This is a genomic window from Asticcacaulis benevestitus DSM 16100 = ATCC BAA-896 (assembly GCF_000376105.1).
Taxonomy (GTDB): domain Bacteria; phylum Pseudomonadota; class Alphaproteobacteria; order Caulobacterales; family Caulobacteraceae; genus Asticcacaulis; species Asticcacaulis benevestitus.
The window spans coordinates 34,383-50,343 of record NZ_AQWM01000001.1 but is presented as its reverse complement, the minus strand read 5'-3'; the positions used below and the strand labels follow the sequence as shown (position 1 = coordinate 50,343).

General features: G+C 57.8%; 14 protein-coding genes and 1 tRNA gene. 7 read left to right on the top strand and 8 right to left on the bottom strand.

The genetic code is table 11. The annotated features are described in order from the left end of the window. Positions 1-51: 51 nt before the first annotated feature. The gene (locus tag B060_RS0100245) at positions 52-1,467 is read left to right on the top strand and encodes an alpha/beta fold hydrolase (protein ID WP_018079735.1); all 1,416 of its coding nucleotides are present in this window, start codon (positions 52-54) and stop codon (positions 1,465-1,467) included. Between the two features lie 105 nt (positions 1,468-1,572). Beyond that, entirely contained in the window at positions 1,573-3,789 is a 2,217-nt protein-coding gene (purL, locus tag B060_RS0100240) for a phosphoribosylformylglycinamidine synthase subunit PurL (RefSeq protein WP_026172467.1), read from the top strand. On the opposite strand, the gene B060_RS0100235 is transcribed toward purL, so the two are convergent. Next, the gene (locus B060_RS0100235; RefSeq protein WP_018079733.1) at positions 3,786-4,250 is read right to left on the bottom strand and encodes a hypothetical protein; all 465 of its coding nucleotides are present in this window, start codon (positions 4,248-4,250) and stop codon (positions 3,786-3,788) included. The genes purL and B060_RS0100235 overlap by 4 nt on opposite strands. Positions 4,251-4,495: 245 nt before the next feature. On the opposite strand from B060_RS0100235, the gene B060_RS0100230 reads away from it, so the two are divergent. Then, positions 4,496-5,398, top strand: a complete 903-nt coding sequence (locus B060_RS0100230) for an aldo-keto reductase family protein (RefSeq protein ID WP_018079732.1) — start codon at positions 4,496-4,498, stop codon at positions 5,396-5,398. A 194-nt stretch (positions 5,399-5,592) separates the two neighbouring features. Next, on the top strand, positions 5,593-5,928 hold the full coding sequence (gene grxD, locus B060_RS0100225; RefSeq protein WP_018079731.1) for a Grx4 family monothiol glutaredoxin: 336 nt from the start codon (positions 5,593-5,595) through the stop codon (positions 5,926-5,928). 362 nt (positions 5,929-6,290) lie between these two features. On the opposite strand, the gene B060_RS0100220 is transcribed toward grxD, so the two are convergent. The 3 genes from B060_RS0100220 to rpsD all read right to left on the bottom strand — a co-directional run bounded on the left by B060_RS0100220 (position 6,291) and on the right by rpsD (position 8,195). Continuing rightward, complete coding sequence (locus B060_RS0100220; protein WP_018079730.1) at positions 6,291-6,998, bottom strand: Clp protease/crotonase-like domain-containing protein; 708 nt, start codon at positions 6,996-6,998, stop codon at positions 6,291-6,293. Positions 6,999-7,047: 49 nt separating this feature from the next. Then, positions 7,048-7,347 carry an SGNH hydrolase domain-containing protein gene (locus B060_RS0100215; protein WP_018079729.1) on the bottom strand — a complete coding sequence of 100 codons (300 nt, stop codon included), beginning with the start codon at positions 7,345-7,347 and terminating at the stop codon, positions 7,048-7,050. Between the two features lie 230 nt (positions 7,348-7,577). Beyond that, positions 7,578-8,195 carry a 30S ribosomal protein S4 gene (gene rpsD, locus B060_RS0100210; protein WP_018079728.1) on the bottom strand — a complete coding sequence of 206 codons (618 nt, stop codon included), beginning with the start codon at positions 8,193-8,195 and terminating at the stop codon, positions 7,578-7,580. 286 nt (positions 8,196-8,481) lie between these two features. Here rpsD and B060_RS27915 point away from each other — a divergent pair, with 286 nt between their 5' ends. From B060_RS27915 to B060_RS0100195, 3 genes are read left to right on the top strand one after another with little or no spacing between them, the layout of a single operon-like run. Next, positions 8,482-10,509: a ferritin-like domain-containing protein gene (locus tag B060_RS27915; RefSeq protein WP_018079727.1), complete on the top strand. Its 2,028-nt coding sequence runs from the start codon at positions 8,482-8,484 to the stop codon at positions 10,507-10,509. Between the two features lie 46 nt (positions 10,510-10,555). After that, positions 10,556-10,687 (top strand): hypothetical protein, encoded by a 132-nt coding sequence (locus tag B060_RS28180; protein ID WP_018079726.1) that lies wholly within the window; start codon positions 10,556-10,558, stop codon positions 10,685-10,687. Between the two features lie 53 nt (positions 10,688-10,740). Further along, on the top strand, positions 10,741-11,271 hold the full coding sequence (locus B060_RS0100195) for a TIGR00645 family protein (RefSeq protein ID WP_018079725.1): 531 nt from the start codon (positions 10,741-10,743) through the stop codon (positions 11,269-11,271). Positions 11,272-11,326: 55 nt separating this feature from the next. On the opposite strand, the gene B060_RS23605 is transcribed toward B060_RS0100195, so the two are convergent. From B060_RS23605 to B060_RS0100175, 4 genes are all read right to left on the bottom strand, one after another. Continuing rightward, positions 11,327-11,755, bottom strand: coding sequence for a response regulator (locus tag B060_RS23605; protein WP_081606765.1), 429 nt, complete (start codon positions 11,753-11,755; stop codon positions 11,327-11,329). A gap of 225 nt (positions 11,756-11,980) precedes the next feature. Further along, positions 11,981-13,504: a putative bifunctional diguanylate cyclase/phosphodiesterase gene (locus tag B060_RS23600; RefSeq protein WP_018079723.1), complete on the bottom strand. Its 1,524-nt coding sequence runs from the start codon at positions 13,502-13,504 to the stop codon at positions 11,981-11,983. A 196-nt stretch (positions 13,505-13,700) separates the two neighbouring features. Then, positions 13,701-15,389 (bottom strand): methyl-accepting chemotaxis protein, encoded by a 1,689-nt coding sequence (locus B060_RS0100180; RefSeq protein ID WP_018079722.1) that lies wholly within the window; start codon positions 15,387-15,389, stop codon positions 13,701-13,703. 320 nt (positions 15,390-15,709) lie between these two features. Then, positions 15,710-15,801 (bottom strand) — tRNA-Ser (locus tag B060_RS0100175). Positions 15,802-15,961: the final 160 nt, after the last annotated feature.

Sequence of the window (15,961 nt, the reverse complement as noted above, 5' to 3'; positions counted from 1 at the left end):
ATCTGTCACGACCTGTAGAAACTGGTTTCAAGAGTAACAGAGGTTAGTATCATGTGGCGTAGGTTTGCAGTGGTTGTGGTGGCGGGTATGGCGCTTTTGGGCTGCACGCCGAAAAAGCCGGACACCAGCCTGGGTTATCACAAGGCGACCTGCTCTGCTCTTTATGCCGGCCTGAAAAATGTCGAGTGCGGCACGATGGTGGTCGAGGAAACGCGCGGCGCCAAAAACGGCCGCACCGTGGCCCTGCCCGTCGTCATCGCCCGCGCCACAGAGGCCAAAAAGCCCGATCCGGTCATCATGCTGCATGGCGGCCCCGGCGGCGGCATGGTCGAGAACCTGGCCTTTAGCCTGCGCCAGAAGAACCGCGTCACGCCCGATCGCGACTGGATCTTCTTCGATCAGCGCGGCACCGGCAAGTCCAATCCGTCGTTTGATTGCGGCGACGCGCCCCTGTCGGACGCTGGCATCACCAGCGACGCCGGTGTGAAGGTGCTGTCAGACTGCATGGCGAAATATCAGGCCGCCGGTTATGACCTGACGCAATACAACAGCGCCACGATCGCCAAGGATATCCGCGACCTGCGCACGGCCCTCGGCATCAAGAGCTACAATCTCTACGGCGGTTCCTACGGCACGCGCGTCGCCATGGCGGTGATGCAGCACGATCCGGAAGGTTTGCGCGCTGCCGTCCTGTCCTCGACCTGGCCGCCGGAAGGCAATGCCACTGCCCCTCTGCCGGCGCTGGTTTCGCGCGAAACCCGTCAGGTGCTCGGCTATTGCGAGGCCGACGCGGCGTGCAAGGCGAAGTTCCCCGGCATGGAAAAACGCCTCGACGCCCTTCTTACCACCTGGCTGAGCACGCCCGCCGTGGTGGATGGCAAGACCTATACCGCCGACCTGCTGGCGGCCTTCCTGCTCGATGAAATCTATTCACGTGACGGTGCCCAAAGCCTGCCGATGACGCTCGATACGATCATGAAAGGCGACTACAAGACTCTGGATAAATTCGAGAAAACCCAGGCCGGCTATACCGAGGGCCAGTTCTTCACCACCTTGTGCAACGAAGAATTCTCGTTTGAAAATCCCGCCGATCTCGACAAGATCGATCACAAGGATCCGATTCAGGTGGCCACGGCGCGCGACACCAGACGCTTCTTCGCCGTCTGTCAGGCCTTCAATGCCGGCAAGCCTGATCCTGTCGAAAACCTGCCCCTGACCAGCGACATCCCAACCCTGATGCTGTCGGCCGATATCGATGCCGGCTGTCCGGCAGAGTTGTCGGACGCGGTGGTCAAGCGCCTGAGCCACGGCAAGAATTACTTCTTCCCCAACCGCACCCACACCATTGCGGGCAGCGATTGCGCCAAGGCGATGATCCGGCAGTTCCTGGAAACCGCCGATCCGAATGTTGACGCCTCGTGCATCAAGACGGACCAGGCGAAGTTCATGTTCAATCTGGGCAAGTAAGCACCCACGAGGCCATGACGCTTCCCGCCGTTTCAAGTCGTTAAAACGGATATTTTCTGTGCGGGCGGCGTGACATCGGGCTTTGAATCCCCTATATGCGCGCGTATGAGCACAACATCCCCCGCACCCGCTAAATCCATGGCCCAAAAGGCCCTCGAATATGGCCTCAAGGCTGACGAATATCAGGTCATCCTGAACCGTCTTGGCCGCGAACCGAACGACGTCGAACTGGGCGTCTATTCGGTCATGTGGTCGGAGCACTGCTCATACAAATCCTCGCGCCTCCATCTGCGCAAGTTCCCGGTCACCGGCCCGCGCGTCATCTGCGGCCCCGGTGAAAACGCCGGCGTCATCGATATCGATGACGGTCAGGCCTGTATCTTCAAGATGGAATCGCACAACCACCCGTCCTTCATCGAGCCCTATCAAGGGGCTGCGACCGGCGTTGGCGGCATCATGCGCGACGTCTTCACCATGGGTGCGCGCCCCATTGCCCTGCTGAACGCCCTGCGTTTCGGTGAGCCCGATCACCCCAAGACCCGCCGCCTCGTCGAAGGCGTCGTGTCGGGCATCGGCGGCTATGGCAACTGCGTCGGCGTGCCGACCGTGGCCGGCGAAACCAATTTCCACGCCGGCTATAACGGCAACATCCTCGTCAACGCCATGTGCGTGGGCCTGGCCGATGCCGACAAGATCTTCTATTCCGCCGCGCCTGAACCCGGTCTGCCGGTCGTTTATTTCGGCTCGAAAACCGGCCGCGACGGCATCCATGGCGCCACCATGGCCTCGGTCGAATTCTCGGAAGACTCCGAAGAAAAACGCCCCACAGTTCAGGTTGGCGATCCGTTCGCCGAAAAGCTGCTGATCGAAGCCACGCTGGAACTGATGGCGTCGGGCGCGGTTGCCGCCATTCAGGACATGGGCGCCGCCGGCCTCACCTCGTCGTCGGTCGAAATGGCCGGCAAGGGCGGCCTCGGTATCACGCTTAACCTCGACAAGGTGCCGCAGCGCGAAACCAATATGACGGCCTATGAGATGATGCTCTCGGAGTCGCAGGAGCGCATGCTGGCCATCCTGAAGCCCGGCCGCGAGGAAGACGGCTACCGCATCTTCAAGAAGTGGGGCCTTGATGCCGCCGTTATCGGCGAAACCAACACATCCGGCAATATCGTGCTGCTGCACAAGGGCGAGGTCGTCTGCGACCTGCCGCTGGCCCCGCTCTCCGACGATGCGCCGCTCTATGACCGTCCGTGGGTCGAGCCACACGCCGAGGCCCCGATCAGCCACGCAGACGTGCCAGCGCACGATCTGAACGCCGCCCTGCTCAAGGTCATCTCCTGCCCCGACGAAGCTTCAAAGCGCTGGCTGTGGGAGCAATACGACCGTCACGTCATGGCCGACACGCTCTCCGACAGCTCCACCGGCCACGACGCCGGCATGGTCCGCGTCCACGGCACCAAGAAGGCGCTCGCCGTCACCTCCGACTGCACCCCGCGCTATGTCCAGGCCAACCCCTATGAAGGCGGCAAGCAGGCCGTGGCCGAAGCCTGGCGCAACCTGACCGCCGTCGGCGCCGAGCCGATCGCCATCACCGACAACCTGAATTTCGGCAGCCCGGAAAAGCCCGAGACCATGGGCCAGATCGTGCGCGCCATCGACGGTATGGCCGAGGCCTGCCGCGAACTCGATTTCCCGGTCGTGTCCGGCAATGTGTCGCTCTACAACGAGACCAACGGCATCTCGATCCCGCCCACGCCGACCGTCGGCGCGGTCGGCCTGCTGAAGGATTACGATCAGCGCGTTGGTTTCAACAAGGTGCAGCCGGGTCAGGTGATCATCCTGATCGGTGAAACCATCGGCGAAATGGGCTCGACCCTTTACCTGCGCGAAGTCTGTGGCATCGAAGCCGGCGCCCCGCCCAGAGTCGATCTGGCCTGCGAAAAGAACAACGGCACCCTGGTGCGCCGCCTGATCAAGACCGGCGTTGCCAAGGGCGTCCATGACCTTTCCGATGGCGGCCTGCTGTCGGCGGCGGTCGATGTCGTGCTGTCGTCGAAGGTTGGCCTGTCCCTGAAAAACCCGACCGATCTGGCCGACCATATCTTCGCTTTCGGTGAGGATCAGGCGCGTTACCTGATCGCGGTCGATGAAGCCTCCGCGCATCTGGTCGTCGCTCAGGCGGCGGAAGCCGATGTGCCGGCCGCGGTGATCGGCGTCGCCAGCGGCACAGACCTGACCTATGCCGGCCTGTCGCTTAGTATCACGCAACTGCGCGAAGCCCATGAGCACTGGCTGCCGAACTACATGGCCGGCAAGGCTTAGGTTCCGGCTATTCCGGTCAGTTCCCAGCGGCAATCCGTCCACCGAAACGTCAGCGCCAGCTCATCATTGCTGTTGGCGTTGATGTAGATGGTGGCCAGCCCGTGCGCCTTATCGAGCGAGGCGTCGCTTAAGCCCTCCCGGAACAGGTGATGCAGGTCGCCCTCCACGCCGTTGCAGGCGTAGAGATCGCAGTAGCGGCCGGTCTTGTTAGCGAAGTCGTTTTGCAGCGTGCGGTAGGCCACCTGCGCGCCATCGCTGCCGAAGCTCACCCCGTCATCACTGACCATTTTGAGCAAGCCTTCCGGATCATTGCCTCTGACCGCTTTCAGCGTGTCCCTGACAGTGCCATCAAGCGATGACGCCATATCGCGCGCGCAGACCGCCGGCTGGGCGCAGGCCGGCAGCGACAGGGCGGTAAGGGCCCATAGGGCTGCGGGTGCGCAAACGTGTTTCCAGAGCATCTGTATCTCCTGTTATCGCCACACCATAGCGCAGGCGCAGGCGCTTAACAAATTGCGCAAAATGGCCCTTCGAGAAAGAACCTTAAATCTCTCTTAACCGGTTTGCGGCCTATGCTGGCCTTGGGGTTTACCGTACTGCGAATCTGATTCCGCCGTGCTCACTGCCCGCAATTTTAGCCGTGGGACGGTTTTGACATGATCATCGTGATGCCGACCTGCGATTATGCCGACGGGGAGCGCTAACCATGCGCTATCGCCCCTTCGGCCGCTCGGGTCTGGCGCTGTCAACAATCGGCCTGCGCCTAAGCTTCGATAAGCTCGGCGGCAATCCGACCCTGCTACAGAAGCTGATCATCTCCGGCCTAGAAAACGGCATCAACACCTACCATTTCGACAGCACCGATACGGCCTTCCTGCAAAGCGCCGCCGATGCCTTTTCGGTGGTCGACCGCAAACTGCTGTTTGTGTCGGTGAATGCCCACGACTCCCATCAAGTGCCCGATCGCAACACCTATGCCTTGCCACCGCTGAAAGAACGCCTGCGCGGCGTCGTGAAGGACAGCGGGCTATTGTGGATCGATTTGCTCAACTTCGCTCAGCCCGGCGCGACCATCCTGTCCGATGACTGCCTCAACTTCCTGCTTAGCCTGCAAAAATCAAAGATGCTGCGCTATCTCGGCGGTATCGGCGAAACCGACGACATCGCCGATCTGATCGAGTCGGGTGAGTTCAACGTCATCATGACGAGCTTCGATATCGATTCAAGCTGGGACAAGCGCCGGCGCATCGACGACGCCATGACGCGCAATATGGCGGTTATCGCCGCCGACTTCTTCCCTGAGATGTATCGCAAGGAATCGGACGTTGTGCCCAAGGCGGCGCGGCGCGGTTTCTTTGGCGGCAAGGCGAAGAATCCGCTGGCCGGCGCCGGCACGCACGCCTTCCTGCACCAGACGCCCGACTGGACCCCGGAGCAGCTTTGCCTGGGCTATGCCCTGTCGCAGCCAAGCATGTCGTGCATCCTGATCGACGCCGAAAGCCCCGAGCACCTGGAATCGCTGGCCGATGTGCCGGAGCGTCACCTGCCCTCGTCCGTGCCCGCCCAGATCGAAATGGCCCGCTTCAACGAGCAATCTAAAGCAGGCTGACGCTTGCTTAAGATTGCATTTTTCGTAAGAGATTGCGCGCAAACGTGCGCGACGGCTAATTCGCCTTGCCAGATGCCACCTCGCCGGTGACATCTGGAAAATTGTTAGTCTGGGCGAATTTCGCTCTGGCCCTTTATTAAAGCGTCCGACACGCCTATATGCAGGTCAGATCATTTGTTGCAGGAGAGCGTAGCGTGAGCGCGGAAACCGACACCCAGACCTTTATCGACTCCACCATCAAGGGGCACGACATCGTGCTGTTCATGAAAGGCACGCCTGAAGCCCCCAAATGCGGCTTCTCCAGCCTGGTGGTGCAGGTGCTCGATCACCTCGGTGCTGAGTATGTCGGCGTCGATGTGTTGCAGGACAATGACCTGCGCGAGGGCATCAAGACCTATTCCGACTGGCCGACGATTCCGCAGCTTTACGTCAAGGGCGAATTCATTGGCGGTGCCGATATCGTCCGCGAAATGTTCCAGTCCGGCGAACTGAAGACGGCGCTGACCGAACAGGGCGTGATTGAGGCGTAAAATCGCCTCTTTTATAACTGCGGTTTTCGGTTCCCCCCCTCCCGAAATAATCGGGGGAAAACATGACATCTTTTTTTTGCGTAAGGGCATAGCTGCGCTTGCCGCAACGATGATCCTGGCGGCACCAGGTGGTCATGCCGCCGAAGCCGGCGCCAAAAAGTTTGGTGCTCTGCAGGGGAACGCATTTTCGGCTCAAAAAGCGCGTAAAAAAATAGAGCGCCGATCTGGTTCAATCAGATCGGAACAGGCTCTGGAAGGCCGGGGCCTCTTGCGCTCACACGTATGTCGCCTCCCCTTTTGGTGCCCCCACGGACATGTTCTTTTGTTGAATACGTACCAAGACAGCAGAAAGCATCAAAGCGCTAACCTCCGTAGTAAATACATTTATCAAGGTTGTATTCTTTAAACTTTGTATTCAGTTTTGAAAATTCTGATTTCGAAATTGAGGCATAATGCAATCTATCAAATTTTAAATACGCCTTTTTCATTTGACCATAAGATGGATATACGAACTTATCTTCACAATTGCCCCCAATGTAAATACCATCATATTTTCGAAATGCTTTCAAATTGACGCTGTACTTTTCCAGATACTTATCCTGAACGTCTTTTTGTCTGATCGTATCCTCGATCATATGCCGAGCGACTTTTGTTACATCGATGTTTTTATCTTTTGGTGCGTTCGCCAATACAATTTCCATTGCATGCTCTTTGGCATAATTGACGTCATTTTCGTCAACGAAACCATGAAATAGTATTACCGCACCATGACTGATGTATATATAACGAGCGGCTGGCAATATGTAGTTGACGCAACTTGACGCACAATAATTCTCGACTATTACGCTGTACTTTTTATCTATTTCGGCGCCAGCCTTCATGGATATTTCAACTTCGCCGCCCGGAGAATTTACAATTATTGTATTCAGATTGCCGTCTCTATTAGATTGAAGGCACCTAACAAAAGACTCGTCTATCGGTCCAGAAATACGAAGGCGGGCCTCACTGACACGCTCGCAGACTACCTCCTGATCGTGGACTAACAATTCTAAGTTATGGGCGAAATCCAATTCATTTGCTCCAATTTGAAAAGGCGTAATCGCTTAGATCACGCAAGCTCTAGTAGGCACCGTCGCGGGCCTGGCTGTCCAGAACGCTCAATATTTGTCCGGCCACCATATTAGCGCCCGTGCCATTGAAGTGGCCGTTGTCGTAATAGAGGGGAACGCCCTTCATCTGCCCCACGCAGCGCGACTTGGCGCCCCGTGAGCAGAGCGGGTCGACCGGGTTCACCGTCGTGACGTCAGGTTTTCTGCCCTCCTGGTCAATGAAAGTAATCGCCTTCTGCGCGCGGGCCTTGTGCAGGCCAAAAGGCAAGACGGTCTCATCCAGGCTTCCCGGCAGGCGCAGGCGTGACATCGTGTACGAGGGCAAATTCTTTGCATCTCGGCACCTAAACTCTTACATTACAACAGCTTGTGTCGCGTACCAAAGAACGACCTTTGATATGCGATTATGAGTCAAGCCTTCAACGATGTCCACTTTTTGTTTGCGCCGCAGCATAAGATCTGTGCCTGGCTTCCGCGCCTAATAGAAAACCCCGGAAGATCGCTCTTCCGGGGTTTTCCGTTTCGATATTCGGCCAGAACTTAGGACGAATAATATTCGATAACCAGGTTCGGTTCCATCTTGACGGGGTACGGCACTTCGGCCGATTCCGGCAGGCGAACCAGACGGGCGCGCATGGCCTTGGCGTCGAGTTCGATATAGTCCGGCACGTCGCGCTCAGGCGATTGCAGGGCTTCGAGAACCAGAGCCATGTTGCGCGAACGCTCGCGCACTTCAACCACATCGTCCGGCTTCACGCGGTAAGACGCGATGTTGACGCGCTTGCCGTTGACCAGAACGTGACCGTGGTTGACGAACTGACGGGCGGCCCAGACGGTCGGCACGAACTTCGTGCGGTACACGAAGGCGTCCAGACGGGTTTCGAGCAGAGCAATCAGGTTTTCCGAGGTGTTACCCTTGCGGCGATCGGCTTCTTCGTAGGTGCGCAGGAACTGCTTCTCGGTGATGTTACCGTAGTAACCCTTCAGCTTCTGCTTGGCGCGCAGTTGCGTACCGAAGTCAGAGATCTTGTTCTTGCGGCGCTGACCGTGCTGGCCGGGGCCATACGAGCGCTTGTTGACGGGGGACTTCGGACGGCCCCACAGGTTTTCACCCATGACGCGGTCGAGTTTGTACTTGGCGCTGTGGCGCTTCGACATAGTAGACCTATAATCTAACCCTGACCGGCCTCCCCGCGAGAGTGCGGAGGGCGATTGCAACGGCGGCTCAGGATCAACCCGTAGTAACGCCAAAGCGTGAGCCATGGCGTGAAGTCGCGGCTTATGTCGGAAAGGTGGGCGTGAGTCAAGCGCCGTAAGGCATTTTTGCGCAAATCAACGCTTGCGCCTTTACAGATAGCCGACTTAACTGAGCTGGCACATTCGTACAAGACGGCGGGACGGGGCAAGGCTACGCTATTCACGTAAACCTCAGGAAAGGCAAGACATGCCGGCCGACACGTCCTTTTCAGAAACGCCAATCGATATCCGCACCCGCGAGGAACTGATCTTCCTGCTCGCCGAAGCGGCGGAGATCGAGCATAACCTGATGTGCTGCTATCTGTTCGCCGCTTTTTCCATGAAGACCGAGGCCGACGGCCTGACACCCGAACAGGCCAGGATCGTGGCTGGCTGGCGGCGTGATATCATCTCGATCGCGGTCGAGGAGATGAGCCATCTGGCTCTGGTGGCCAATATCACCATCGCTGTGGGCGGCGCGCCGCATTTCAGCCGTCCGAACTTTCCGATTTCCGCCGGCTATCACCCCTCCGGCGTGGTGGTCGAACTGCACCCCTTTAACAAGTCGACGCTCGATCACTTCATCTATCTCGAACGTCCCGAAGGCAATGACCGTCCCGATGGCGCGGCTTTCGCGCAGAAGGCCCAGCCCTATGACCGTAATATGGGCGCGGACAAGCTCATGCCCAACGGTCAGGATTACGCCACGGTCGGGCACCTCTATCGCGGCATCCGCCAGGCACTGGAATCGCTGAGCGCGCGCCTCGGCGAAAGTCATCTCTTCATCGGCGATATGTCCTTGCAGGTCGGGCCTGACCTGACGCCCCTGCCCGGCCTGACCGTCGTCAAATGCCTCAAGACCGCGCTGGCCGCCTGCGACACCATTGTCAGTCAGGGCGAAGGCGCTGATGGTGACAACGCGCGCTCGCACTACAATCGCTTCCTTGGCATGTGCGAGGCCTATCACAAAATGGAAGCCGCTGATCCCGGCTTTGCGCCGGCACGACCGGTGGCCAGCAATCCGGTGATGCGGCGGGGACCGGACCGCGGCAATCTGTGGGTCGATGCGCCAGAGGCCGCCGCGGTGATGGACCTCGCCAACGCCATCTATAATGTGATGCTGCGCGCCCTTTCCCAGGGCTTTGCCGATCACGACCCTGTGCGCAAGCGCGCCTTTATCGATGTGTCGATCGACGGCATGTATGCCCTGACGCCGGTGGCCGAACATCTGACGCGCCTGAAGGCCTCGACCACCGTGCCGGACGTGACCGCCGGCATGTCGTTCGCCACCCTGCGCGATGTCACGCCCCTGCCCCACGGCAAGGCGGCGCTCGCCTTCATCGCCGAACGTCTCGAAGAACTGGCCACGGGCATACCGCGCGCCTTGAGCGGCGAACTGGCGGAAGGGACGCAAAAGCGCCTCTCCACCCTGGCGAGGAAACTGAGAGACATACATATACCAGAGCCGAAGAAGGAGAGCGTGATGGCCGAACCACGGGTAACAGGCGATCCGCAGACCACGCCCGATTCCGCCTCCGCCGCTTCCACACCCAATCCGCCTTCGGGGGCTGCGGAAAATCACGGCCAGACGCCGCCGATCGAGCGCGCCGAAGGCAAGGACGTCATCATCGAATTTGAAGCCAAACGCTGTATCCATGCCCGCTTTTGCGTGCTGCAGCAGCCTGGCGTTTTCAAGGCCAATGTTGTCGGCGAATGGATCATGCCGGACGATGCCGATTGCGCCGACAATCTGGTGGCAACGGCGCAGAACTGCCCGTCCGGCGCCATTCAATACACACGCAAGGATGGCCGCCCGCAGGAACTGGCGCCGCTGGTCAATCTGGTGCAGGTACGCGAAAACGGCCCCAATGCCTTTCGCGGCCAACTGACGCTTAACGGCGAACCGATCGGTTACCGCGCCACGCTTTGCCGCTGCGGACGCTCCAAAAACAAGCCGTTCTGCGATGGCGCACACAAGGAAGGTGATGATCCCTTCCAGGCCACTGGCGAACCGGAAACGGGCGATGTCACCGCACTTGAGGTGCGCAATGGCGAGATCAGCATCAACCCGCAAAAGAACGGGCCTTTACGCCTTTCCGGCAATGTCGAGATCCTGAGCGGCACCGGTCGGACCATCCGCAAGGCGCAGGCCCTGCAACTGTGCCGCTGCGGTCATTCGGGCAACAAACCCTATTGCGACGGCAGCCATGCCCGCGTCGGCTTTGTGAGCGAATAGCCCGAGGCATAAAGAGTTTATGTTTGAGCAACCGTTTCTACCCACTATGCCTATAACCGCGCGCCCCGCTGACCCGCGCGCGCTGGGCGTCCTGAAAGCCCATGCCGTCGAGGTCGACCGCCTGTCCCAGGAAAAACTGAAGCAAGAACAAAGTCTGCGCGAACTGGTTCTTGATTAACGCACGCCACCTGTATGATATAGCGCAATCTTCATACAGGGCTCCACGCGTCCATGCACAAGCTTGAATACCTCATCGAACGCGTCATCCTCGGCAGCCGCTGGCTGCTGGTGATCTTCATTCTGGGCCTTGCCGCGGCTTTGGCGGTCTATGGTATATCGTTCTGCGTCAAGCTCTACACGATCGCCCTGCATACCTTCGACTACGATCCCAACGAGATGATCCTGGCCATGCTGGCCCTGATCGACGCGGCACTGGTGGCCTCGCTGATCGTTATGGTGATGATCTCCAGCTATGAGAACTTCGTGTCGCGTTTTGACGCCAACGACCATGAGGACAAGGATCAGGTCAGCTTCCTCGGCAAGCTTGATTCCGGCTCGCTCAAGATCAAGGTGGCGTCGAGCATTGTCGCCATTTCGTCGATCCACATGCTTCAGGTCTTCCTCAATCTCGAAAAGTACGAAAACGAGAAGATCATGCTGATCATCGCCATGCACCTGACCTTTGTCGTGTCGGCCCTGCTCTTGGGGTTTCTTGAAAAAATGAACGCCAAGCCTAAATCGCCCGGTCCTGGCGGCGCCTGACCCTTTGCCGCTACCGACACCGAAGCGTTGTCCGGGCGGTGCAGGATTCGTCCGTTTATCGAAGAAAAACCGTATTCGATTCAATACTGATCATGGCGTCGACCTGCCGACCTTCCAGTTCCTTGCTGATGTGCTGGACATCAATGAGCTTGAAAGGTTTGGCGAGAATGTAGTCGACATGGGATCTGCGCGCGCGATTGATCGCCTCAGAGATACTGTCGCTTTCCGTGAAATCACCGGCGGTCATAACCGCGATCGCAAGGCCGGGCTGGAGCGCCTTATATTCGTGGAGATGATCCAGCGAATTATCCTCCGCCAGAAAAACATCCAGCAAAAGCAGGTCGAAAGACGCCCCGGCCAATTTCTCCAGCGCCTCCGCATGGGATGCCACGCTGTCTGTACGAAAGCCAAGCTGCTGAAACATAGCCCCGATGGCCTGGGCTTGTACGCGGCTGTCTTCTACAATTAAAACTGTCTTCTGCATAGGGTTACTCACTACAAAGAGCGGCGGCACACGGGTTGGGTCAGCGAGCGAAAGTATCAATCCTGACACAACTGCACAATAATGCTGTTATCAAAACCCCTAAAGGATAGTTAAAAACAACGCTGGCGTGAGGCGAATTGCATCATAACGCATAAAATTTGTTCAAGTTTCAATATCTTCCAACAGACGTCTATCGAATATCAAAAAGGGAATGGCTTTAGCCCATTACGCCGCCCCGATGGCCTCGGCCACCCAGGCCTGACGCGCCTGCGGAGACGGCTTGCCAAACAGATAGCCCTGCCCGGTCTCGCAGCCCATTTGCGTCAGTCGCAGCGCGTGCGCATGGGTTTCGATACCTTCCGCCGTTGTTTTCAGGCCAAGGCTGTGGCTCATGGCGATGATAGCCTTGACCAGCTTCCGGCTTTCCGCGCTCTCGCTCATACTCATGACGAACGACTGGTCAATCTTGAGCTTGTCAAAAGGCAGGGACCGCAGGTGTTGCAGACTGGAATAGCCCGTGCCGAAATCGTCGAGCGCCAGCGTCATCCCTCTGGCTTTCAACGAGATGAGGGTTCGGCGCGCCACGTCGACATCGTGCACCAGCGCGTTTTCGGTGATTTCGATTTCCAGACAGGTGGCGGAAAAACCGATCCTGTCCAGGATGTCGCAAATTTTTGTGCTGAGCTGAGAATCCCGAAGCTGGACCGGAGAAATATTGAGCGAGAGATAGGTCCCCTTTGGCCAGTCACGCGCCTGCTCGCACGCCTGCTCCAGGAGGGACAGGGAAATATCACCAATCAACCCCGCCTCCTCGGCAACGGCGATAAAGCGATCCGGTGCCACAAGCCCGAAGGACGGATGAATCCAGCGTGCCAGGATTTCATAGCCTTCAATCCGGCCGTCGCGCAGGCATATCAGCGGCTGAAAATAGGGGAGAATTTCGCCGTTCTCGACCGCATCGCGCAGCTCCAGTTCAATAAGGGTGCGCTCACGCGCCTTGGCGTCCATGGCGTCCTGGTAAACGCGGAACGTCCCGCGGCCTTCCGTCTTGGCGCGATAAAGCGCCAGGTCAGCCTTTTGCAAAAGCGTGTCCGGTGTCTGCGAAGCGCCGCCCAGAGCAAAGGCGATACCCATGCTCGCCCCGACGTGGCAGACGAGCTGGTCGATGCGAAAGGGCTCGGACAGGCTGGCGATAAGACGTTCGGCCAATCCGGATATATCCTCGTCGACCGCCCCGGTACGGACGATCAGGGCGAATTCATCACCGCCCAGGCGAGCCAACAGATCGCCCGAGCGAAGTTGCGCCTGAGCACGCTCCGCAATCTGCTGCAAGAGCTGATCGCCGACAAGATGGCCGTGGACGTCGTTGATCGGCTTGAAGCGATCGAGATCGAAGATGCACACCGCAAAACAGGATGCCTCGGCGGGATTAGTCTCCAGTCGACGCTTAAGGGCATCATAAAGGTGTCGACGATTGGCAACTCCGGTCAGGGCGTCCGTCAGGGCCAGGGTTTTCATCCGCCCTTCCGCTTTCAGACGCTGCTCATACTCCCGGCGCATATCCAGCGAACGCCTTATAGAAATGAACGTCGCGCCAATGGCGACAAACAAAACGATAATCAGCAGATTATCAATCTGTAGTCTCTCATAGGGGCGGGTAAAGTCATAAACGGCTTCAAACCAGTCGAACCTGTGCAGCACGAGGGTGCCCGTCACACCCAAAGCCATGACGACCCAAAGGTCTAACATTAGGGTGTGACTTACTATACGCGGCAGTCTGCCAGGACTCTTAAACAACGACATTATGGCTCAATAATCAAAAACAATGGGAGCCAGGTTAGCAAAATAAGATAGCAACGATATTAACAGGGACGGTTAATACACATGCCAAATAGCCTCTTGTACAATAACAACGGCGGGCCAGATTGACTGGCCCGCCGCTACATTAAGCCGCTCTTACCGTAGCGAGGAACGAATCCATCTCATAGCGCAGCTTTTCCGACTGTTGGGCGAGCTCGTTTGACGAGCTGAGAACCTGCGACGCCGCGGCCCCCGTCTGTTCGGCAGCCTGGGCGACGCCTGTGATGTTCGCGGTGACTTCGCTCGTCCCCACAGAGGCCTGGTTCACGGCCTGTACGATTTCCTGCGTAGCCGCGTTTTGTTGTTCGACAGCCGAAGCGATCGCGGTTGACGTGGTATTGATGTCCTGAATCGTAGTGGTGATACCCTGGATCACACCGACAGCCCGGACGGTTGCTTCCTGTATCTGTGCGATCTTGGCCGAAATCTCCGTCGTTGCCTTAGCTGTCTGTCCGGCCAGGGCCTTTACTTCAGACGCCACCACCGCGAACCCCTTGCCCGCCTCTCCGGCGCGTGCCGATTCAATCGTGGCGTTCAGTGCCAGAAGATTGGTCTGGCTGGCCAGTCCCGAAATCATGTCGACCACGCCGGTGATGCTGCTGGCGACCTCGTTGAGTTCAGACACCACCTGCATGGCCTGTTGCGCCTCATTGACCGCCGAGGCAGATATCTGCGCCGATGTCTCGACCTGACGTCCGATTTCAGACACCGAAGCGCCAAGCTCCTCCGCCGATCCGGCCACCGAGGTCACATTGGTGCCCGCCTCTTCCGCCGCCGCAGACACGGCGACCGACTGGGCGGACGCTTCCTGCGCTGTGGAGGTCAGTTGCGCGGCGGCAGCCTGCATTTCTGTCGCCGCCGAAGATACCAGGGTGACGATACCTCCGACCGAACGCTCGAACTGGTCGGCGAGGTCCAGCATGGCAGTCTTGCGTTGCGCTTCGGCCTGCTCGCGCTGCTCGGCCGTCGCGTTACGAAGGCGCTCCGCTTCCTGCAAGCCATCCTTGAAGACGCCCAAGGTTTTCGCCATGATGCCGATTTCGTCACCACGTGACAGACCGTCGATTTGTTGATCAAGCCTGCCGTTGGCAATGGCCTGCATCTGGCTTGTCAGGCGTCCCAGCATCTTGGCGATGTCGCCAAAGGCCAGCAAGGTCGCCAGAAGCGTGATCACTGCCGTGATCAATACCGAAATAATCAAACTATTGCGTGACTGGGCGGCAATATCGGCTTTTAGATTATCTGAAATCTTTGCATGCGCCTTTTGCTTTTCGTCAATCTTGGCGCCAATGTCGGTTGCCAGGGCCTCAATCAAAGGGTCTTGTTCCGCAAATATGGGCCGCAGCGCTTCCTGATCGTTACGCACCCCTGCTGGGACCGCCTGATTACCGATTACGTCAGCGATTTTATCGAAGCGTGCCTTCAGCGGCTCGAAATCGGCTTTGTATTCCGGTACAGTGTCAATGACAACTTGGTAACGCTCGACGAAACGTTCCTCCGATACTTTTTCCAGTTTCGAAAAGCTATCACAGAGTGGATTTGGGCATTCCTGAAACGCAAGACCATAGGCCGCGGCCTGCATGGCAAAGAGGTTCTGCCGCATGCGTGCACCCGAAAGCAGCGCGACGTCGAGATTATCGACGATGTGCTCGTAACTCTTTTGCGCCTTTGCGGTCGTCGAGTTCTGCCACAGCGTCATACCGATGCTGGACATGCCAAAGACGGCGATGATTGCCAAAATCTTATAACCGATCTTGATGTCAGATAGTTTCATTCACTTACCCCAGATGATCATGGATGGTAACGAAAATACGCCCATCTTCTACTTATAAACGCGAAGTTAAAGGCGAGTCGCTTTAAGATACCCACTTGGATCAACATCCGCTTTTACGGTAAATACTTCCTTAATTCACGTAGCGTCATCCGGATCAGCCGTTTCAGACACAAAGCCCTGATCAAGACGGCCTGCCCAATAAGGACGCTTTGAACAAGACTACCTTGTCTGTCGTAACAGCACAAAACTCTCCAGGACGCGCGATGCTCGCCGTCCACGACACAAAATCGTGATACCACTCATTATATTCAAAGGGGGGATGGCGGAGACGCAGGGATTCGAACCCTGGGTACCCTTTTAGGGGTACGCTCATTTAGCAAACGAGTGCCTTCAGCCTCTCGGCCACGTCTCCGTTACGGATCACTTAGCGCGTTCGTTTTAAAAAGGCAACGCCCTGCTTGTAATTGTTGCACAGGCTTTTTCTCAAGCCCTGCCCATGGCGCTGCAACGCGCGTTTTAACCTCACACCACCCTGCGCGAAAACCGAAACCCCGATTTTTTCAGGAAAAACG